A 21,205-nucleotide genomic window follows, 5' to 3' on the forward strand; every position below is an offset into this window, starting at 1 on the left:
CCTCGACTACCCAGGACCGGCTTCATCGGCGACGGCCTCCACCACGCAGAGCGGTGACGCAGTCGGCACCACGCGAGTCATCCGGAAACCGGCGCGCGCCAACAAGGTTCGGTATTCGTCGGCCGTCCGTTCGCGGGATCCGAGGTTCAGCAGCATCTCCAGATCCACCCAGTTCTCCGGCCCGTCGCGCCCGTTGTCGCGGACGACCATCTCTACCAGCAGCACCGTGCTGCCTGCAGCGGCCGCCGACCGGACATTGCGCAGGATCTGCAACGCCCTGTCGTCGGCCCAGTCGTGAATGATGTTCTTCAGCAGATACGCATCACCGCCGCCGGGCACATGGTCGAAGAACGAGCCCTCGACGATCTGCACCCTGTCAGCGACACCGCTGGCCCGCAACAACTCCGGCGCGCCGGCGACAACCCGAGGCACATCGTAGAGAACCCCTCGCGCCCGCGGCGCTTTGGCCAGGATGGCGGCCAACATCGCGCCCTGTCCCCCACCGACGTCGACGATCGTGCGGTGTGCGGCGAAGTCGTAGCCGGCCACCACGACGGCCAGCGTCATCTGGGCGAGGCTGGTCATGGTCTGATCGAAAAGCTTGGCATGCTCCGGTATCTCGACGAGGTAGTCGAAACCTTCCATACCCCTCAGGGCGGGGACGATCGACTCACCCGTTCGGACCGAGTCGGTCAGCAATGTCCAGCGTTCCCGCTGCTCTTGTGAGCCTTGGAACATCGCCGCACCTCTCAGCGAGATCGCCGCATCCGAGCGGAGGGTGGCTGCAAGAGAATTCAGTGCGTATCGGCCATCGCGGCGCCGGCGGAAGATGCCCCGCCCGATCAGTGCCCGCATCAGCCGCCGCAACGCGTCGGGGTCCGCGTCCACCCGCGCGGCAAGCTCGTCGATCGGCAGCGGCCCGCCTGCCAGCGCGTCGGCGATACCCAGCTGCGCGGCCGTCGTGATCGCTTGCGCAGGCCACCCCGACACCACCAGTTCCATCATCGCCATCGGTGCGGGCAGCATCCGCTGGTGGAGCAGCAGCAGGTAGTGGCGTAACCACTCGACGGCACGCGCCAATCCGGCTGGCGGCACTTTGGCGTTCCTAGGCATGCGAGGCCTCCCGGATTCCGACCCGATCATGCAAGCGCGCCAAAGGCTTCGGCGCCCACCAATTGAAGCGGCCCATCAAGTGCATGAAGGCAGGCACGAGCAGAACGCGCACCAGCGTGGCGTCGGCGAGGATCGCCAGCGTCAGACCGACACCCAACATCCGCAGGAAGGACACCTGAGCACCGGAAAGCGCCGCGAACGTGATCGCCATGATCAGTGCCGCGGCCGTGATCACCCGCGCGGTGTGAGCGAGTCCCAGGGCGACGCTCCTGTCATTGTCGGCGGCGGTCTTGGCGCTCGCCAGCCAGAACTCGCGGATGCGCGACACCAGGAACACCTCATAGTCCATCGAGAGCCCGAAGGCGATGCAGAACAACAACACCGGAATGCTGATCGCCAGAGTGCCCGTCGAGGTCGTGCCCAAGGCATCGAGGTTGCCGTCCTGGAAGATCCACACCAACGCACCGAACGCGGCGGTCAACGACAAGACGTTGAGGATCAACGCCTTCAGCGGTACCACGATGCTGCCGGTCATGAGGAACAGCAGCACGAACGTGATTCCGGCGATGATCGCCAGAACCATTCCGAGCCGGGAGGCGATGGCGCTGGCGGTATCACGGTTGACCTGAGGGGTCCCGCCGATCAACACCCGATGACCGGACGGGGTGGGCACGGATTGCAACTGATCGAGCAAGGTCTCGGATGCCTGGGAGTACAACGGTGCGGTACTGGTGACGGTGAGGAACGCGCCGTTGTTCGCGATCGCGGTCGCCGCCGTCGGCGGACCGACGGAGGCACCGCCGACAAACGTCGCGCCGGGAGAGGAGACCGAGGACACACCCGACACCCGCGACAGCTCAGCGGCATAAGCGTCGAGCTGTGCGGGGGCGACACCACTGAGATCCGGGATGACGACGGTCACGTTCTTGGCCAGGTCGGCGGCGAACTGTGTGCGCAGCTGGTCACCGACCAGATGGGCCGAACTCGATGTCGGCAGGACACGGTCGTCGGGCACTCCCCATTTGACGCCGAGGAACGGCGCGCCGAGCACCGTCAACAGCGCTACGATGACCAGCCCGACCGGCACCGCGTTGCGCATCGAGAACATGGCCACCCGATACCAGGCGCCCTCCTCGATCGGACGCGCGGCCACGGCCTGGCGTCGTAGCCACCGGCGAAGATTCAGCGAGTCCAACCGGTCGCCGAGCAACACGATGGCCGCCGGGGTTACGAAAACCGCGGCAAGAGAGGCGCATGCGACGACGGCGACGCCCGCGTAGCCGAAGGATTTGAGGGCATAGATGGGGAACAGCACCATCGCCGACATCGACAGTGCGACGGTCATCGCGGAGAACAACACCGTCCGCCCGGCAGACATCATGGTGCGCATCAGGGCACGATCACGGCTCGCACCACCTGCCAATTCGTCGCGAAAGCGGCTCAGCAGCAACAGCGTGTAGTCGATCGCCAGCGCCAGACCAAGGGCGACAGCGAGATTGAGGGCGAAGATCGAGACATCGGTGGCGAAAGTGATCGCATGTAGCACCGCCATCGCGCCGAAGATCGCGACCGCGCCGACCGCCAAGGGCAGCGATGCCGCCACCAGACCGCCGAACACCCACACCAGAACCAGGAAGCTCAGTGGAATCGCAATGCCCTCCATGACCTTCAGGTCTCTTTCACTCTGCTGGTTGATCTCCAGCATCATGGCCGACTCGCCACCCGCCCGCACGGTCACACCGTCGCGGTCGTGAGCCACCGCACTGATCAGTGCCCCGGCATTCTTGGGTGCGCTGTTATCGCCGCCGGTGATACCGGCGACGACGACGCCGACCGTGCCGTCCTTGCTGATCAGCGATGTGGCGGCCGACGGCGGAGCGGTCCACGGCGAGGTCACCGTCGCGACAGTGGGAGACCGGGTGAGGGTCCGCACAATATCGGTCCCCACTGTGCGCGCCGCAGCGGAATTGACCCCATCGGGCGAGCTGACAGTAATCAGCAGCGGCATGTCACCCTGGCCGAAAGTGCTGGCCAGCAAAGCTTTCACTTGTGACGATTGGGCGCCGGGATCGGTGAGCCCGCCAGCGGAGAGCCGGCCCGCCACCGGAATGCCGAATGCCGCCGCTCCCGCGACGACGATCAGCGCGAGCGCGATCATCCGCCGCGGAGCACGCATCGCCAGCCGCGCGATACCGGCTAACACGGCGACAAGGTCCCCGCCAGCCATTGGGTGCGCGCTTCGAGGCGGCGCATCTTCCCGCTCGACGTCCGTGGCAGGGTGCCCGGTGCCAGCAGTTCGACGTGCCCGACGGCGATGCCGGTGTGCTGCAGCACCCGGGCCGCGACATCGCTCGCCAGATCCTCGGGTGCGTCCGGGGTGGTCTCGACGAGCATCGCCAGTGCCTCGTCGTGCGCATCGGGGGGAACGTACCCCACCGCGACCGCGCACCCGGCGCGGACGCCGGCCAGCCCGTCGAGGGCGGCCTCGAAATCCTGTGGTGCGTGGTTCGCGCCGCGGATGATCACGGTCTCCTTGGTGCGGCCGCACACGAAAAGCTCACCGTCGTGGACGAATCCGACGTCGCCGCAGTCCAGCCAACCGCCCGACAGGACCTGCGCGGTGAGGTCGGCACGGCCGAAATAACCGGCCATCACGCTGGGTCCGCGAACGAAGATGTGTCCCACCTCGCCGTCGGGCAACGGCCGGGAATCGTCGTCACGGATCTCCACCTCCACACCGGCCAGCGGACGGCCCGTACTCACCAGCTCCCTGTCACCGAGTTGGTGCACGCCGAACATCGCGCCGGCCGGCGTGAACGTGACCGCGAGCGACGCTTCGGCCAAGCCGTAAACCGGCGTGACTGCCCGGGCGTCGAACCCCCAACGCGCGAACCGCGCACTGAATCGGCGCTGGACCTCGGCGCTGGTCAGCTCGGCGCCGTTCAGACACAGTCGCCACGAACTCAGGTCGACACCATCGAGTTCCTCATCACGGATCCGCTTGAGACACAGGCCGAACGCGAAGTTCGGTGCGGCGGTGACTGTTCCGCGGTGCCGTGAGATCGCGCGCAACCACGCCGCGGGGACGGCCAGGAAGAGTTCCGGCGGTAGCAACACCAGCGGCCGCGGAAGATAGAACGCGCTCAGCAAGTTCCCGATCAGTCCCATGTCGTGATAAAGCGGCAGCCACGTGACACCGACCTGATCGGGCATGCCCGCCGCGGCGAAGTAGTCCGCGATCGCCGCGAGGTTGGACAGCAGGTTGCGATGCGTGAGCGCGACCGGTTTCGGGTCATGGGTGGTGCCGGAGGAGAACTGGATCAGCGCAACGTCATCGGCGGACGCATCGATGTCACGATGACCTGATCCGTCGAGTTCGGCAGCCGTCCGGCAACACGTCCCGGCGGCCTCGAGCAGCGGACGAATGCGATCCTCGGTGACCACCACGACCGCTCCGACGGCCTGCAGCATCGCGGCGGTGCGATGCCGGTACTCGTCGAGCTTGCCCAGCCGCACCGGGGGGTACAGCGGTACCGGGATGGCGCCGGCGTAGAGGGCGCCGAAGAAGCAGGCGACGAATTCCGCGCCGGTGGGCAGTACCAACGCGACCCGATCGCCGGGCAGGATGCCGTTGTCGTGCAGGCCGGCCGCGACCGAACGCGCCCGCCGGGCGATATCGGCCATCGGGATGGTGGTGTCAGTCTCGTTGCGGTCGACGAAGATCAGGCTGTGGCCGCTCAGGGCTGCTGCATCGAGCATCTCGGTCAGCGTCTCGAACTTGGGCCGGATCGCCGGGGCGCCGATCATGGCCGTTCCTGGATGCGACGCAGCACCAGCCGGGCCAAATCGCCGACGGTGCGCAGGTCGTCGCCGTCCTCGGCGTCCAGTTCGATGTCGTAGCGGGCTTCGATCCGGAACACCAGCGACAGCACCCGGGCCGAGTCCATGCCCGCATCCTGCAGTCCCGAGTCGACGGTCAACGCTGTGGCGCAATCGGTTTCGGCCGTGATCAGGCCGATGATGTCGTCGACGACTGCGTCCAGGGTGGCCGGCTGCGTCATGTCCGGGTTCCGCCCCACTGGATGGCAGCGGCGCCCGCGAAATCTCCGGCGTGCGCGAACCCGGCCATCATCACGATATCGCCGGCACCGATCTGGCCATCGAGGATCGCCGCCTCCAAGTTCACCGGGATGGCGACGGCGAACAGGTTGCCGCACTCCTGGAATGTGTCGCGATGACGATCGGGTGAAATGCCAAGTGCCTCATTCCAATTCCGCAGCAACAGCCGGTTGGGCTGGTTGGTCACCAGCAGGTCCAGGTCGCCCGGCTTCACGCCGATCCGGTCGCACACCGCGCGCACCACCTGGGGGACCTGCCGGTTGCCGCGGGCCAGAACCTTGATGATCTTGCCCTCGTTGAACCCGACGTAGCCCTGCCCGGGGCCTGCCTCCCACCAGCGCCGCGCGGGATCGGCGGCCAACGTCATGTCGGTGGCGTTCTCGCCGAAGTAGCGGCATTCGATGTCGAGCACCGGCGAGCTTTCCGACACGGTGACCAGCCCGACTGCCGCGCCGTCGCCGGGCACCGACGCCTGGGCGAGCTTGCGTACCTGGTCCTGCTCGAAGATCTTGCCTGCGGCGTTCTGCGCGACCGCGATCAGTGCGGTGCGCCCGGCTCCACCGGCCAACAGCTGGCGGGCGAGCTTGAGCATCAACACAAATGCCGCGCAGCCGCCGTTGTGGACGTCGATGATCCACTCGGGGCTGATGCCCAGCCGCTTGGCGACTTCGCCGCCGGCACCGAGGATCGGCAGATCCGGCAGTTGCGAATGGGTAAGCAGCACATCGACATCGTCGAGCACCGCGGGTCCGTGTCGGTCGATCAGTGCGCCGACGGCACGCTGGATCATGTCGACGTTGGACTCGTCGTCGGCCGCATGGTGCCGGTAGTCCGGCGGCCGGAACATCGGGTTGTCCCGCATGTCGTCGTCGCCGCTGAATTGGGTGTACCACTGTGCGGGAACACGGTTCTCGGGCAGATAGGTGGCGACGTCGATCAGGCTGACCGTGGGCTGGCTCATGATGCGCGCATCCAGTCCGGAGTGATCGGCAAGCCGTTACGGTGGCGGTACTCGGCAATCGCCTTGAGATTCTTCAACTCCAGCAGGTGCCCGGCGCCGAACATGTCCCAGAAGTCCCCCACCCAGACCGGTCGCTGCGGCGGGGCGGCATCCGGGTACGGGTTCTCGTCGTAGAACGGGTGGTGGCAGTTCGTCCACAGCACCACCGAACCAGGCTTGTTGAACACCACCTGCGCGTCGACCACCCGCATCAGATAGATCATCCACAGGTGCCGCCCCTGGTCCCAGGCGCAGTGGTAGTCCACGGTGCGGGCATCCCGGTTGGCCACCGTGCGGGTATAGATCTCGGTCTCGGTGCCCAGCCGGTCATAGGCCAGCCACAGGCCGTCCTCCTCGGTGGGGGTGAAACCCCGCAGACTGTAGGTCCGTTCCTCCAGGGACCGGGTGTCCGCGAGATAGTCGAACAGCTCGTCGGGCGGGCAGTCGATGTAGTCGTTGACGGTGCAGAACTCGCCGAAGATCTCGTCGTGCGGATACACCGCGTGGATCATCTCCATCAGGACCGGGGTGGCTTTCTCCCGGGGCGAGGTCTCGATGCGCATGAGTCCCGGGATCGGGTCGGCGCCTGCCCCGATCTGATCATTGTGGTGTGCGGCGATGTCCTCGAGCGCAGGCAGTGTCATCGGCTTCTCCCGGTGTCCAGCTGTGGTTTCATGTCCAAAAATGCTGTGAAGGGCGGGATTTCGTCGGCCGAGCACTCCACCGACACCACGGACGGGCCGTCGGCGTCGAGCGCTGCGGTGACAGCCACGCCGAGCTCGCCGATGTCGGTGACATCCACCGACGGCAGGGCGGGGAACATGGCCGACAGGCCCGCGCCCAACCGGCTGGGGCCGAACCGGTTGTAGCTGTAGCCGTCGCCGTAGAACAGCTGCTCGCGGGTGACGCACATGGCGTGCGCGTGGTTGTCGAACAACAGGAACGTCACCGGAAGCCGGTAGTGCAGCGCAGTGTGAATTTCCATGCCGTGCATGAAGAATGAGCCATCGCCGGCGATGACGACGGTACGGCGGTTGCGGGCGAAGGCCATGCCGATGCCTGCGCCGAAGCTGTAGCCCATGCCGCCCATTCCGAGGGCAACCAGGAAACGGCCGTCGCGTCGCACCGGCAGCCAGTGGATCGCGGCCGCACCGATATTGCCCGCGTCCACGACGATGTCGGCATCGTGTGGCAGCAACCCGTCCAGTGCCCGCATCGCGTCGCGGTAGCGCACTCCCGCGCCGGCATGATCTGGCGGCGTCAGCTCGCCGCGGACGGGGTTCGAGGCCGGCATACGCCTGTCCGCGTCAGCCATGGCGGTCGTCAGGCGGCTCAGTGAGCTACGGAGATCATGGCTTTCGGCGTGCGTACACCGCAGGTAGGGAACCCTGGCACCGATCGACGCGATCGGCACGGCACCCAGTGCTGCGTCCAGACCGCCGCGGGTCATCAGCGGTAGCCGGGTGCCGATCAGCAGGCACAGGGCGCTGCTGCCCAGTGCCGCAACCACTGCCGGATGACCCATCACCCCGGCGACGCCCAACGACTCGGCCGCGGTGTCCTTCGCGTCGGGCACGGTGGCGACGTCCGCCTGCAGGACAGCGCGAAGCGTCTCGAGTTCGGCCCGGGCGTCGTCGCGGGCAACCTGGTCACCGGCGATGATCGTCACCGGCCCGTCGGCGCTGCGCAGCAGCTGAACCAACGCCGCGAGATCCTCAGCCGCGGGTGCCACCTCGGCGACCGGATCATCATGGGCCGGCTGCACCACGGCCTGCTGAATGTCCTTGGGCAACAGCAGGACCGCAGGACCGCCGATGCTTGTCGCGGCCGAGATCGCTCGGGGCAGCGCGGTCGAGATGTCGGCTGCCGTCGCAACCCGTTCACAGAACACCGAGACCGCCGCGAACAGTGCTTCGCCAGGCAGGGCTCCGTTGACGCCGCTGGTGTCCTGAAAGGAGCCGAGTCCGTCCGACGTCGTCGCCGGTTGGCCGATCAGCGCAAGCACCGGCACCCGACTGGCGAATGACTCCCCCAGTCCCGGGATGGTGTTCAGCGCTCCGCCGCCGGAGGTGGCGACGACGACGCCGATACCGGCGCCGGCCCGGCTGTAGGCGTCTGCCATGGCCGCCGCGGAGAACTCATGCTTGGCCACCACCGCGGTGAGGTCCGGACAGGCGTGGGCGGCGTCGTAGAAATCCTCGATGTTGGCGCCGTCCACGCCGAACACATGGCGAACGCCGCGGCGAACGAGGCGCTCGGCGATGTAATCGACTACTCGCGTGCGCCCATCCCCCGCGCCGTTGCGCTCAGAGCCGACCGGCATGTCGTTCGAGCGCGATCGCCCCCGGCACGTGTCCAGAAACAGCGCTCGCCATAGCCCCCACTCAGTGTGTCCAACTTGGACGAACCCTAGTGCAGGTGCGCTCGTCGTCGCCGGGGTTTGGTGATCTCACAGACAGCCGTACCGCATTTGCCCGGACTGTCCGTCGGCGACAGTCGCGCGAAATGTGGACACGGCGGTCCGCGGTACCGCTACCGATCGACCGGCCCGACTCGGGTGGTCAGCGACGCGGTCGCCACGGGGCGACGCGGGTCACCGCGCAGCAATTTGACCCGCTGGCAAATTCCTGTGCATTTCCCGGGTGTTCCGGCCACCCGCGCGGCGGCCGGCGCCGAGCGTCGACGGGCCAAAACCTTCACCCGTGCTGCGGACTTACCGCCACAGACGATCAACAGCCGCATCCGTGCACGTTATTGACACTTCCGCAGGAAAGTGACGTCCGCGGCCATCGCTCGACGACGCGAATAGAGCTTGACGCTCGAATGTGGCGTACATCACACTGGTCTTCTTTCCGTGAACACATGCCCGCCGCCGCTGGTACAACGCACGTACTCGTACCGCTGGTAAACGCGCATCAACCAAGCTCGAACTTTGCTGGGGTAACTGGCCGTGCCAGCGATTAAGGAGGTGCCTGCCGTTGACCGCAGGTGTCGATGACGCGACTGCGGCCCAAGCAGCGACCGAGACAGAAGCCAGCGAACTTGCGTGCGTCGATATCGACGCATTCGTGGCAGCCGCCACCTCCGAGCCGCCCGTCGATCCCCCGGCCCCAGCGGAAGCACCGTTGGGCCGCCAGGTCGCCGACATACTGAGCCGGCCCTTCCGGCGCTTCCTGTCCCGAACTGATTCGTCGCTGCAGACATTGGGTCGGTTCTTCGGCCTCGGCGCACAAGCGTTCGGCTTCCTCATCACCGACCTCATCCGGTTGCGCCATCCGTGGCGAGACACCATCAACCAAGCCTGGTTCATCATCAGCGTCACGGCGATCCCGGCGCTGTTGGTGTCCATACCCTTCGGCGTGATCGTGGCCGTGCAGGTCGGCAACTTCATCCAGCAGGTCGGGGCCTCCTCGGTGTCGGGCGCCGCCGGCGGTCTGGGGGTGATCCGGCAAGGCGCACCGATGGTGGCGGCACTGCTGCTCGGCGGGGCGGCCGGCTCGGCAGTGGCCACCGATCTCGGTGCCCGCACCATCCGCGAAGAGGTCGACGCGTTGCGGGTGATGGGCGTCGACCCGGTGCAGCGCCTCGTCACTCCCCGTCTTGCCGCGATCGTCTTTGTGGCGCCGGTGCTGTGTGCCTTCATCATCTTCATGGGGCTGGCTGCCGGTTACGCGATCAACGTCGGCTTCCAGTCCGGCACGCCCGGCAGCTACATCGCGTCCTTCGCCTCGTTCGCCAGTGTCAACGACGTGATCGTGGCGATGGTGAAGACCTGGCTGTTCGGCGTGGTCGTGATCCTGGTGGCCTGCCAGCGCGGCCTGGAGGCCACCGGCGGGGCGCGTGGCGTGGCCGACGCCGTCAACGCGTCGGTGGTGATCGGCGTGGTGGCCGTGTTCGTCCTCAACCTCATCATCACCCAGGGCGTCTCGATGTCGATGCCGCTGAGGATGGGCTGATGGCTCGGGTCGCAACGCCGTCACGGCACATTCCCCATGCCCTACGGGCTCCGCTGTGGATCGCCGACCAAGGCGACTCGGTGATCCAGCGCCTCGGGCATCAAGTCAGCTTCCTGGCCCAGGTGCTCGGCGCGATCCCGCACACCCTCAAGCACTACCGGCACCAGACCGGGGTGCTGCTGGTCGACGTGATGTGGGGCAACGGATCACTGATTGTCGGCGGCGGCACCATCGGTGTGCTGATCTTCATGGGCACCGCAGTCGGCGGGTCGGTGGGGATCGAGGGCTACAGCGCCCTCGACATGGTCGGGATGGGCCCGCTGACCGGTTTCGTCTCCGCGTACGCCAACACCCGGGAGATGGCGCCGATGATCGCCGGGATCGGCTTCGCCGCCCAAGCCGGCTGCCGGATGACCGCCGAGATCGGCGCGATGCGGATCTCCGAGGAGATCGACGCGCTGGAAGCGCTTGGCATCCGGTCGATCCCGTTCGTCGTCACCACCCGGGTGATCGCCGGCATGCTGACCATCATCCCGCTGTACGTGGTGACGCTGGCGCTGAGCTACGTGTCGTGCGCGCTGGTGGTCAACGTCATGCACGGCCAGTCGTCGGGCACCTACTACCACTATTTCGACTCGTTCATCCAACCGTCGGACGTCGTGTTCTCGGTGCTCAAGGCGGTCATCTTCGTGACGCTGATCATCGCCATCCACGGCTACCAGGGCTACTACGCGGTCGGCGGTCCCGAAGGTGTCGGACGCGCGTCCGGACGGGCCATCCGGGCCAGCATCGTCACGGTAGTCGCCGCGGATATGGTTCTGACACTGCTGTTCTGGGGCAACAGCCCCGGGATTCGGATCTCGGGATAGGGCATGTTTGCATCTGCCGACCAGGGCGGGCGCAGGCCCACGTCGCGCGCGTTGCGCATCCGCGGCCTCATCGCCGCGATCGTGTTGCTGGTCGCGGGAACTGTCCTCTACCAACTCGGAACCGGCGGCTACGCCGACACATTCAAGCTGACGGTGATGGCCGACAAGCTCGGCGAGGGTCTGACCCCGGGTGCGGAAGTGAAGTTCCGAGGCCTGACCATCGGTTCGGTGAAGACACTGCAATCGGCCGGGTTCAACAAGCAGAAGATCACCCTCGAACTCGAGCCGCGCCAGGCAGCGGCCTTGGCGGCCGACACCACCGCGAACTTCACCTCGTCCAACACCTTTGGGCTGGCCGCCGTCGAATTGGTCAGCAGCGGAACCGGCCCGAGGCTGGGGTCGAACCAGACGCTGACGGTCGACACCAACGTGCGCTCGGCCTCCATCACCGGGCTGTTGCGCCAAGGTCAGAAGTTCGGCCGGATCATGGACTCGCCCGATATCGACCACATCATCGCGATCGTGCGTAAGCACGCCGACCTCACCGAGCCGGTCACCCGGTCCTACTTCGATCTGATCAAGATGGTCACCGACTCGCAGAAAGTGCCGTTCTCACAGTCGCTTTCGGTGCTCGCCTCGGTGGTCAACGGGGTCAGCGACGCCGTTCCGCTGGTCAGCCTGGCCTACGACCTGCTCAACGGGATGGAGTTCCTGGCGCACCCGGACGGCGTGGACCGGATGAATCTGATCATGGACCAGCTGGCGAAGCTGCTCTTCACCACCGACGGGATCTTCGCCAAGCACATCTCGTGGCTCGTCCCGCTGTTCGGCGGCATCATGAGCGTCTTTGTGCCATACGCGTACATGACCGGAAGCATGTCGCCTGCGTACGACCGAATCTCAGGTCTGTTGGACCGCACCAGCACGGCGTTTCCGATCATCAACGGCAAGGTCAGGTTGAATCTCGAGCTGACCCTCGACACCATGCCCGGGCTCGCCGCCGCGTTGCCTGCGGAGGCTCCCGCCGCGGTGCCCCCGCAAGGCGGTGGCCGGTGAGAAGCGTGACCAAGTCGGTGTTCTGGCTGACAGTCTTCACGGCGGTCGCGGTGGTGTGCACGCTCATCGTGCTGACCGCCCTACGCAGTCCGGTCACCGGAGCACTGACCGGTTATACCGCCACGTTTTCGGATGTGTCGGGCCTCTATGTCGGTGACGACGTCCGCATATCTGGCGTTCAGGTCGGCAAGGTGCAAACCATCCGGCTCGACGGGCGGGTGGCCAAGGTCGATTTCACCGCCCAGGCCGACCACCCGGTCTACACCAACACCGTCGCCGCGGTGCGCTATCAAACCCTGATCGGGCAGCGCTACGTGGAACTCGTCCAGCCGGCCAAACCCGACAACCGGCTGCCGGAGGGGGGCACTATTCCCCTCGGGCAGACCATCCCGTCGTTCGACGTGGCCAAGCTGTTCAACGGATTTCAGCCGATCTTCCAGACCCTCGACCCCGCCCAGTTCAACCTGTTGGGCGAGAACCTGCTGCGGCTGATTCAGGGTGACGAATCGGGCATCGGTCCGTTCCTGCACGACCTCGACGAAATCTCCACGCTGGCGGTGGACCGCCAGCTCGTCATCACCACCATGATCCGCAACCTCAGCGCGATCTCCCAAGATCTCGGCGGCAAGTCCGGACAACTGTTCCAGCTCATCTCCCAGCTCAACGTGGTGCTCGCCCAATTCGGCTCCAAGGCAGAAGAATTCCGTCAATCGCTGGACAGCGGCCTGCCGGTCCTGCGGAACACCACCCACGTCATGCAGTATTTCGAGCACACCTTCGATGGGACGACCGGCCCGCTCTACGACCTCAGCAGCCGGATGTGGCCGCAGACCCCGACCATCATCGCGGGCCTCTCACTTGCGCCGTCGTTGATCCAGGGCATGCGGGACTGGCTGGTGGACGAACAGCCGGCAACCCCGACGTTCTCCTGCTCACGCGGCGAGGTCACGCTCCCAGGGATCGGCCAGGTCTCCTTCGCGCAGCAGAACCTGGTGGTGTGCCGGTAATGCAACTAGACAAGCACCTGACCACCTTGCGCGCCAAGATCGGCGGCCGCCAGGGCGCACGGGATGAACGCGCCGCCGCCAATCGCAACCGCCGCAACGGAATCATCGGTGTCGTCGTCATCATCGCCGCGCTCGCCGGCACCGCGATGGCCTACCTGAATCCGGCCGACGAGGCGGGCTACACCGCGCACATGCCGAACTCCGCAGGGCTGCGCGCCGGTGACCAGGTTCGAGTGGCCGGCATCGCGGTCGGCAAGGTCACCAGCGTCCGCCTCGACGGCGCTCTGGTCGAAATGAAGTTCGACGTCGAGAACTCGGTGAGAGTCGGCTCGGACTCCACCCTCGAGATCAAGTTGCTGACCCCGCTGGGCGGCCACTATGTCGCGCTGGACCCCAAGGGGACAGCTCCGCTGGGCCGCAACGGTATTCCCCCGCAGCGGGTCACCCTGCCGTTCGAGGTCAACGACATCATCCAGGCGGCCACCCCGGTGGTGAAAGAAGTCGACGGCCAGGTCATCCACGACACCTTCGCCGAAGTCGCCAACGCAGCGAACCGGTATCCCGACGCGGTGCGCAACCTACTCCAATCCGCCGACCGGTTGACCGAATCGATGAGCAGATCCACCACCGACTTTCACCGCGGCCTCGACTTCGTCAACGACGGGCTGCGAGCCATGACGGCAGGACGTGCCCAGCTCATCACACTGTTCGAGCAGTTCGACATCCTCGGCAAGATGTACACCGCCAAGGCCGTCGATATCGTCGAATTCTTCGCCCTGATCAAGGAATTGACCCGCGTCCTCGACCGGCTCACGATGTGGTACGGCAAAGATGTGATGCCCATCGCCGAGGGAATCGAAGACATCAGCGACACGCTGGCGGCCCATCCCGAACGCTGGGGCATGGCCCTGGACGGTCTCGGGCAGACACTCAACATCATCGGACCCATGCTCAGCGGCAACGGTGTCACCTTCGACCAACACAACCGGTTGGTCCCCGGTCAGGACCTCTGCCTCCCCAACATCATGAAGACCTGCTGACATGGCTCCCGCTGACATGGCCTCTGCCGACATGACCAAGGCATCGGGCATCGGCGCGCGACTGCGGTCGCGGCGTGGAATAGCCATAGCGGTGGTGATCGCCACCGTCCTCGCGGTCGCCGTGGCCGTCAGCATCAAAGTGCTGGCCCCGAAGATCAACCCCACCCGAGCGATGTGCGCCGAATTCACCGACGCCGTGGGCCTGTATCCCGGTAACAAGGTCGCGCTGCTGGGTATCGAGGTCGGCTCGATGACCGCGATCGTCAACAAAGCGGACCATGTCGAAGTGGATTTCACCGTGCCCGCGGACCTGGTCTTGCCTGCCGACGTCGGCGCGGTCACCTACTCGCAATCCATCGTCACCGATCGCCACGTCGAGCTGACCAAGCCGTACACCGGCGGTCCCAAGTTCACCGGTCCGGGCTGCATCAAGCTCAAGTCCACCAAGACGCCGATCAGCGTGAGCGAAACGTTCTCCGCCATCGGCAGTCTCACCGATGCGATTCTGGGATCGCAACCGGGCCAGGATCCGTCCAAGGCGCCCGGCGTCCGGGCGATCAACGACAGTCTCAGTGCGGCAAGTAATTCCCTGCAGGGTACCGGGCCCGGGATCAACAAGACGATGCGCAACCTGCGCACCATGCTCGCCGACCCGTACAAGGCCGACGCCGACTACCGGCAGCTGTTCGAGAACAGCGAGATCCTCACCTCCGACTTCCTCAACAACTGGGACAGCTTCGCCTCGGTGATTCAGACGCTGCCGGTCACCGCCCAGTTGATGGAAGGCCTGTCGGACAACTTCGGGGCCGCGATGGCCAATGTGTCCCACCTGCTGCCGACGCTGATCGAGGCGCTCAACCGGTTCGGCCCGCGGTTCTACGACAAGTTCGACAAACGGTTCGGCGGGTTGCGCGATCTGTTGAACCGGCACATCCCGGCGATCACCGCGATGATCAACTCCTGGCCGCAGTTCAGCAACTGGCTCGCCGATATCTACGAACCGGCATGGGGCACCCACAACGTCACCTATATCCCGCCGCAGGTGTCGATCGCCCCGACGCAGGCAGGCGCCATCTGCCAAGGACTCACGGAGCGCAACATCCCCGGCGCCGCGGCCGCATGCGCGTCGGGCACCCCCACCGACCCGGTGACGCTCGGCCTCACCAATCTCGTTCTGGGAGCGGCGCTGCCATGAGCCGATGCACACTGCGCCCGTTCTGCGCACTGGTATTCACCGTCGCGATCGGTCTCACGGCGGCGTGTTCGCTGGATCCGACCCGGCTGCCGGTCCCGGGCGCCTACACCCCGCGGCACTCCTACGACATCAAGATCGAGTTCGCCAGCGTGCTCAATCTGCCGGCACGGGCCAAAGTGGACTCCGGCGGTGTGCAGATCGGCGTGCTCGACAGCGTCCGACTCGAGGGCACCACGGCGGTCACGACTGTCGAAATAGCCGGTGACACCAAGCTTCCCGTCGCGACCCGTGCTGAGCTACGTCAGGCCACCCCCCTTGGCGACATCTACATCGCCCTGCTACCGCCGGACGACAGGTCCGGGCCGGTACTGCGTGACGGTGACACCATTCCGCTGCGCAACACCTCACCGGCCGACAACGTCGAGGATCTCCTTCGCTCGATGTCGAACCTCGTCGCCGGTGGTGCGATCGGCACACTGCAAACCACCGTGGTCAACGTCAACAAAGCGTTCCCGCAGGATCCGCACGAGCTGACCCGTATGCAACACACGGTCGCCGGTGTGCTCAACGACCTGGCCACCAATCAGCAGACCATCGACCAGATGCTCGACGGGATGGAGAACATCACCTCCGGCTTCGCGGCCAACACCCAGGTGTTCAACCGGCTGGTGACCGAAGGCCCGGCGAAACTCCAAGGGCTGTCCGCGGTCACGATGGCCATCCTGAATGTCGTCGGCGCCAGCAAGGACGTCGGTAAGCTCGGCGGCGATCTGATCAACCCCATCGCGGGCGATCTGATGCAGATCCTGTCCTACATCACACCGATGATCCACACGATGGCCACCGCGGACACCACCATCCCGGTGATCGCCGACAAGTTCCTGGCACTGCTGCGCTACAAGCTGCTCGGGTGGTTCCGCGACGGCGGGCCGAAGTACACCATCACCGAACTGCACGCGCCCACCGGGCGCGAAGGGGTGGATCCCGCCGACAAGGCGAACCAAGCTGTCGAGGCGATGCAGACGATGGGGTTGGTGCCATGAAGTTCAGTGCGCGCACCACTCTGGTGATCCTGGTGGTGATGACCCTGGCCGGCGCGGCCTACATGTCGTTCGGCGTGCTCGATATGGGACCGACCAAACAGGTGACGCGACTGACCCTGCTGCTCAACTCTTCCGGTGGGTTGATGCCCACCTCGGAGGTGACGATGCGCGGCATCAAAGTCGGCCGGGTGACCGGTATCCAAACCACCGCAACCGGGCTTGCGGTCTCGATGGACGTCGACCGCAAGTACCAGGTCCCAGCCGACAGCGCGATCAGCGTGGAGAACCTGTCGGCGGCCGGTGAGCAGTACATCGACTTCCGGCCGAAGTTGATCGCGCCGCCCTACTTCACCGACGGAGCGGTGATCCCGCCGGACCGAGTGGCCCCGATCGTGACCGCCAGCGACCTGCTCACCAGGGCCAATGTTCTGTTCACTGCACTGAACCTCGACCAGATCCACAGCATCATCAACGACATGTCCGCGGCGTTCAAGGGCAATGACGAGACGATCGACTCCCTGGCCGTCACCGCCGGGTTGACCGCGAAGGTGATCCGTGACGACAAGGAACTGTTGAACACGTTGTTCAGCAATGTCTCGACGTTCACCACCAACCTCGGCGACATCCATGCCGGCGAAATCATCAGCGAGACAGGCAAAATGCTTCCGAAGTCGGTGCCGGCCTTCTTGCAGCTGGTCCACCAAATCGAGATCCTGTCGCACACCGGCATCGGCGTCATCGGCCCGCAGGACCCGGCTGGGATCCTGGTCGCCAAGTTCGGTGAATGGCTCGACATGCTGGCCGGCCCACTGGGCACTTTCGCCACCATCCTGCAGCCCGCGATGGCACCATTACACGACATCAAGATTGACGCCGGGCACTGGCTGGATTTCTGGGAATCGACGTTCAACGACACCGGCGGCGTGCGGGTGCAGCTCAATGTGCCCGAGTGGCACCAATGACCAACAGCGAGGACAGCTCTGAGATGACCGATTCACCAGTCGGCGAAGACGATAAGGTCGACGATGCGGTCAGCGAGACCACCGACGCGCCGGCGGCCTCAGGGCGGGCGTCGAGGAGCCGCAGCTTCTGGGTGGCGATCGTCTTGGCGGTACTGCTCGTCGGTGGCGGGGTGTTCGGGTTCCTCAAGTACCGGGAGGTGAACGGCCAACTCGCCCAGGCCCGTCAAGCTCAAGCCGATCGCGAGGCAGCCGCGCAGCTGGCCCGAGACTATGCGATGAAGTCGCTCACCTACAGCTTCGAAGACCCGGACGCGTTCTTCCGCTCCGTCGAAGATGGTGTGTCACAGCAACTCAAGGACAAGTACGTCAATGCCACCGACTTGCTCAAAGCGGTGATGCTGCAGGCGCAGGTCAGCTCCACCGGCGAAGTGCTGGCCACCGACCCGGTCCTTACACCGGACGGGTCCTACGAAGTGGTGGTGTCGGCACATCAGACCACCCGCAATCTGCAGAACCCGACGCCGAAGGTGTCGATCATCCTGTTGCGGGTCACCGTGAACAAGGCCGGAAACGGCTGGCAGGTCACCGATATCGGCCCCAAGACCGGCACCAAAGCACCCGAGGAGCAGCAGCTTCCGGGTGCTGCTCCCGCTCCCCCTGCGCCCGGCGCCGCGCCGGCGCCAGCGAAGCCTGCACCTGCGCCGCCGGCACCGCGGCCGTGAGTGTGGGTGGTATGCACGGAATTTGCCGGAAATCGGTGCATAACACCCACAGTCGGCGCCGCTGCGCGCAGCTACGGGCGCTGGCCGCCATCGTGGTGGTGGCGGGTGCGAGCGTCGTGTCGCCGCACGCGGTCGCCGACACCACGCTGCCGCCCTGCCCGCAGTCCAACCCGGTGATCACGCCGTCGGGCACCTCGCCTCAAGTCGATTGCACCTTGCACTCCGGTGATCTCGATTTCGCCGTCAACTACTGGAGGGTGCCCGAGTTGCCGAAACCCGGGGCGGTGAAGGTCACCGTGACGGACCGCTCGGGCGCGGTGGTGCAGACCATCGACGAACTCCTGGAGCCGTCCACCCCGGGCGGCGCCGGACTGCAGGACATCGACGGCGACGGGCGCGACGAACTGATCATCCCGATCTCGCGGAATCTGCTCAACGGTGCCAATCCGAACACCCGGTTCGCGGTGTGGCGCGCCGACGGTGACAGTCGGCATTACGAACGCACCCAGATGGTCGGACAGGCCGTATATCCCAGCGGAGACGGGTATCTGGTCAGCAATGGCGGCGGCCCGGCCAGTCGGGACCTCACCTTCTATCTGCCGACCGGCGCCGGATACACGTTGGTCGTGGTGTTGACCATCGAAGTTCTGGAAGCCGATCCGGCCACCAATCGGGTGTTGACGGTGAACTGCCGAGCACACCAAGAAGACGGCCTACACGCGGTCGACATGAGTATTCGCCAGGCCGAGGACTACTTCTGCAATTCACCTGCCGCCAAGGCGATTTGGCCCGACGCCGAGCGCGTCCAGATGAAGCGTTGGGGTGTATTCGGGAACTGAGCGCTACCGATTGGTCCACACTGTGATATCGCGCGCTGCTCGACGTTCGGTCGGGGGCGGCGGCTCAGCATCGCCCAACGGGTGTCCGATACGAATCAGGGCTTGCGGATACGCTGCACCGTCGAACGCCTCGCACGCCAACGCCAGTCGGCTTCGGGTGTCGTTCAACGGCTCGGTCAGCGGGCAGCTTGCGAAACCCATCGCGGTGGCCGTCAGCGTCAAGTGGCTGAGCGCTTCGCCGGCCCGCAGCCGCATGGTGTCATCGTCACGGCGAGTGCCCACAACCAGCAATGCTGGGCCATCGGGTGTTTCCCCGGACTGCTCGCCGGCGGCCGTCGGGTACCGAAGCTCGACGGCGCCGTCGTCCAGCCGAGTCCACCGGGACGTCGGGACAACCTGCACATCCACATCCAACTTCCTGGCCCGGATGTACAGCAGCTCAAGCGTGCCGGGCGCGATTGGCCGGGAAGCGTATGGGCGGCGGTCGGCGCGTCGCCGCGGTATGGCCGAGGCCAACTCGCGCCACCCACCCTGAGGCGGCTGCTCGACCACTTCGAGGATCGCCAGATGACTGTTGTCGGCACGATCGGGGAATCGCCGGACACTAGGGTGCCAGCCCGCGGCCGCCATCGCGACGACGCAGTGATCGAGAACCGCCCCGCAGCCAAGGAGGACGTCGCGCCGGTGAGCCGGGGTGTCACCGGCCCGCCGACTCCAGTCCGCATACAGGTGTACGGCCTCGTCGTCGACCTGCCAGCGCCACGGCTGCAGGTTGCGCAGAGAAGGGGCTCGGGCAGCGAGGTCGAGCACTGTCTCCAGCGTCGCCGCGTCTGGCAAAGAACTCACCTGCCGAGTCACCTCCGTCCGTCGCGTCGTTCCCGATTATCTTGGGGCAGACGTCAGGGCGCACACCAGTCGCGGACGACGACGATCAGGTCCCGTGCCTTCGCCAGGTCACTGGCGAGTCGCTCCGGCGTCGCCGGCCGGTATGGGTCGCCGTTGTCGATCTGCGACGCCACCATGTTGGACCGGATGCGCAGATCGATACCGGGCGGGCTGCTCAGGTTGTGCAGTGGGCTCAGCGGCGCCCGAACCTGGGCGGCCACCCACGGCGGCGTCCCTGTCGGTGCGATCGTGTTGAACACCGATTCCAGTTGGTATGTCGCAGGCAGCAGCAGATCGCAGTCATTGTCGCCGGCCGCCGCCGTCGGCGCACCGATCAGGCCCATCAGCACCGTTGTGGCGATGAGCGGCGAACCGAACATTCCTCGACGCATCGGCTCTACCTTCGCATCACCGCCGCGCTCCCGGGATGACTTTTCGAATCACTGCACGTTCTCCGCAGTCGAAGGGCAATCGCCGAACCGGTCAGGAGAACAAACATGAGTGTGGACAACATTTCCCGAGCCGACGAACTCGTACCGTCGCGCTACGCGGTGCCGGTTGGTGACATCGAGGTGCTGGTGATCAGCGACGGGGTGTTGCCCATCACCGCATCGACGCTGGCGACCACGACGCCCCCGGCCGAATTGGCGGGTTGGCTGGACGACCAGTTCCTGCCGCGCGACGTCGTCGACTGGCCGCTCAACGTCGTGGTGGTGCGTACCGAGGGCCGCACGATTCTCGTCGACGCCGGTCTCGGCGTGGAGTTCCCAGATTTCCCGCGGGCCGGGCAGACGGTTGCGCGCCTGGAAGCCGCAGGCATCGACCCGGGTGCGGTGACCGACGTCGTGCTCACCCATCTGCACATGGACCACATCGGTGGTCTGCTCACCGAGGGCCTCAAGGCACGACTTCGCCCGGACCTGCAGGTGCACGTCGCAAGCCGGGAGGCAGAGTTCTGGGAGAAGCCCGACTTCAGCCACACCGTCATGCCGCAACCGATCCCGGATGTGCTGCGCCGGACCGCCACCCAATTCCTCAACGACTACCGCGGACAAATGCGGACGTTCGAGGCGGAGTGCGAGGTTGCACCGGGCGTGCTCGTCAGCCGCACCGGCGGGCACACTCCCGGGCACAGCATCGTTCGGTTGGAGTCCTGTGGTGAGCGGCTGACGTTCGCCGGCGACGCGGTGTTCGCACCCGGCTTCGACAATCCGCAGTGGCAGAACGGCTTTGAGCACGATCCCGAAGAAGCGGCCCGGGTCCGGGTGAACCTGCTGCGCGAGGTGGCGGCGACCGGCGAGGCGCTGGTGGCTACTCACCTGCCGTTCCCGTCGGTCTGCCATGTGGCGACCGCCGGTGATGTGTTCCGGTGCGTGCCAGCGGTCTGGGATTACTGAGG

General features: G+C 65.9%; 20 protein-coding genes. 11 read left to right on the forward strand and 9 right to left on the reverse strand.

What is annotated here, in order from left to right:
• Positions 1–6: 6 nt before the first annotated feature.
• From BST42_RS19795 to BST42_RS19825, 7 genes are read right to left on the reverse strand one after another with little or no spacing between them, the layout of a single operon-like run.
• A complete protein-coding gene (locus BST42_RS19795; RefSeq protein WP_083121019.1) occupies positions 7–1,113 on the reverse strand; it encodes a methyltransferase in 1,107 nt (368 codons plus the stop codon).
• Entirely contained in the window at positions 1,106–3,316 is a 2,211-nt protein-coding gene (locus tag BST42_RS19800; RefSeq protein ID WP_083121128.1) for an MMPL family transporter, read from the reverse strand. Before BST42_RS19800 ends, BST42_RS19795 begins: the two co-directional genes overlap by 8 nt.
• The gene (locus BST42_RS19805) at positions 3,310–4,920 is read right to left on the reverse strand and encodes an AMP-binding protein (protein ID WP_083121020.1); all 1,611 of its coding nucleotides are present in this window, start codon (positions 4,918–4,920) and stop codon (positions 3,310–3,312) included. The genes BST42_RS19800 and BST42_RS19805 overlap by 7 nt, the downstream gene beginning before the upstream one ends.
• Positions 4,917–5,174, reverse strand: a complete 258-nt coding sequence (locus BST42_RS19810) for an acyl carrier protein (protein WP_083121021.1) — start codon at positions 5,172–5,174, stop codon at positions 4,917–4,919. The genes BST42_RS19805 and BST42_RS19810 overlap by 4 nt, the downstream gene beginning before the upstream one ends.
• Positions 5,171–6,193: a 3-oxoacyl-ACP synthase III family protein gene (locus tag BST42_RS19815; protein ID WP_083121022.1), complete on the reverse strand. Its 1,023-nt coding sequence runs from the start codon at positions 6,191–6,193 to the stop codon at positions 5,171–5,173. Before BST42_RS19815 ends, BST42_RS19810 begins: the two co-directional genes overlap by 4 nt.
• A complete protein-coding gene (locus BST42_RS19820) occupies positions 6,190–6,876 on the reverse strand; it encodes an SRPBCC family protein (protein ID WP_083121023.1) in 687 nt (228 codons plus the stop codon). The genes BST42_RS19815 and BST42_RS19820 overlap by 4 nt, the downstream gene beginning before the upstream one ends.
• The gene (locus BST42_RS19825) at positions 6,873–8,555 is read right to left on the reverse strand and encodes a thiamine pyrophosphate-binding protein (protein WP_083121024.1); all 1,683 of its coding nucleotides are present in this window, start codon (positions 8,553–8,555) and stop codon (positions 6,873–6,875) included. Before BST42_RS19825 ends, BST42_RS19820 begins: the two co-directional genes overlap by 4 nt.
• A gap of 655 nt (positions 8,556–9,210) precedes the next feature.
• On the opposite strand from BST42_RS19825, the gene BST42_RS19830 reads away from it, so the two are divergent.
• The 10 genes from BST42_RS19830 to BST42_RS19875 are packed head-to-tail and all read left to right on the forward strand — an operon-like array spanning position 9,211 to position 18,921.
• Positions 9,211–10,188 (forward strand): MlaE family ABC transporter permease, encoded by a 978-nt coding sequence (locus BST42_RS19830; protein ID WP_083121025.1) that lies wholly within the window; start codon positions 9,211–9,213, stop codon positions 10,186–10,188.
• A complete protein-coding gene (locus tag BST42_RS19835; protein WP_083121026.1) occupies positions 10,188–11,057 on the forward strand; it encodes an MlaE family ABC transporter permease in 870 nt (289 codons plus the stop codon). The genes BST42_RS19830 and BST42_RS19835 overlap by 1 nt, the downstream gene beginning before the upstream one ends.
• Before the next feature lie 3 nt (positions 11,058–11,060).
• A complete protein-coding gene (locus BST42_RS19840; RefSeq protein WP_083121027.1) occupies positions 11,061–12,113 on the forward strand; it encodes an MlaD family protein in 1,053 nt (350 codons plus the stop codon).
• Positions 12,110–13,120, forward strand: a complete 1,011-nt coding sequence (locus tag BST42_RS19845; protein WP_083121028.1) for an MlaD family protein — start codon at positions 12,110–12,112, stop codon at positions 13,118–13,120. The genes BST42_RS19840 and BST42_RS19845 overlap by 4 nt, the downstream gene beginning before the upstream one ends.
• Positions 13,120–14,160, forward strand: coding sequence for an MlaD family protein (locus BST42_RS19850; RefSeq protein WP_083121029.1), 1,041 nt, complete (start codon positions 13,120–13,122; stop codon positions 14,158–14,160). Before BST42_RS19845 ends, BST42_RS19850 begins: the two co-directional genes overlap by 1 nt.
• A 1-nt stretch (position 14,161) precedes the next feature.
• Complete coding sequence (locus BST42_RS19855) at positions 14,162–15,355, forward strand: MlaD family protein (protein WP_237159514.1); 1,194 nt, start codon at positions 14,162–14,164, stop codon at positions 15,353–15,355.
• Complete coding sequence (locus tag BST42_RS19860) at positions 15,352–16,398, forward strand: MlaD family protein (RefSeq protein WP_083121030.1); 1,047 nt, start codon at positions 15,352–15,354, stop codon at positions 16,396–16,398. The genes BST42_RS19855 and BST42_RS19860 overlap by 4 nt, the downstream gene beginning before the upstream one ends.
• Positions 16,395–17,360, forward strand: a complete 966-nt coding sequence (locus tag BST42_RS19865) for an MlaD family protein (protein ID WP_083121031.1) — start codon at positions 16,395–16,397, stop codon at positions 17,358–17,360. The genes BST42_RS19860 and BST42_RS19865 overlap by 4 nt, the downstream gene beginning before the upstream one ends.
• Before the next feature lie 23 nt (positions 17,361–17,383).
• Positions 17,384–18,082: a hypothetical protein gene (locus tag BST42_RS19870; protein ID WP_165760883.1), complete on the forward strand. Its 699-nt coding sequence runs from the start codon at positions 17,384–17,386 to the stop codon at positions 18,080–18,082.
• A 35-nt stretch (positions 18,083–18,117) separates the two neighbouring features.
• Positions 18,118–18,921, forward strand: coding sequence for a hypothetical protein (locus BST42_RS19875; protein WP_237159515.1), 804 nt, complete (start codon positions 18,118–18,120; stop codon positions 18,919–18,921).
• A 3-nt stretch (positions 18,922–18,924) separates the two neighbouring features.
• Here the strand turns inward: BST42_RS19875 and BST42_RS19880 are convergent, their stop codons facing one another.
• Together BST42_RS19880 and BST42_RS19885 are read right to left on the reverse strand one after the other, a co-directional pair.
• Positions 18,925–19,767, reverse strand: a complete 843-nt coding sequence (locus tag BST42_RS19880) for a nitroreductase family protein (RefSeq protein WP_083121034.1) — start codon at positions 19,765–19,767, stop codon at positions 18,925–18,927.
• A gap of 53 nt (positions 19,768–19,820) precedes the next feature.
• Positions 19,821–20,198, reverse strand: coding sequence for a hypothetical protein (locus BST42_RS19885; protein WP_083121035.1), 378 nt, complete (start codon positions 20,196–20,198; stop codon positions 19,821–19,823).
• A 105-nt stretch (positions 20,199–20,303) separates the two neighbouring features.
• Between BST42_RS19885 and BST42_RS19890 the strand changes: the two genes are divergently transcribed.
• Positions 20,304–21,203, forward strand: coding sequence for an MBL fold metallo-hydrolase (locus BST42_RS19890; protein WP_083121036.1), 900 nt, complete (start codon positions 20,304–20,306; stop codon positions 21,201–21,203).
• Positions 21,204–21,205: the final 2 nt, after the last annotated feature.

The organism is Mycolicibacterium rhodesiae (genome assembly GCF_002086695.1).
GTDB lineage: Bacteria > Actinomycetota > Actinomycetes > Mycobacteriales > Mycobacteriaceae > Mycobacterium > Mycobacterium rhodesiae.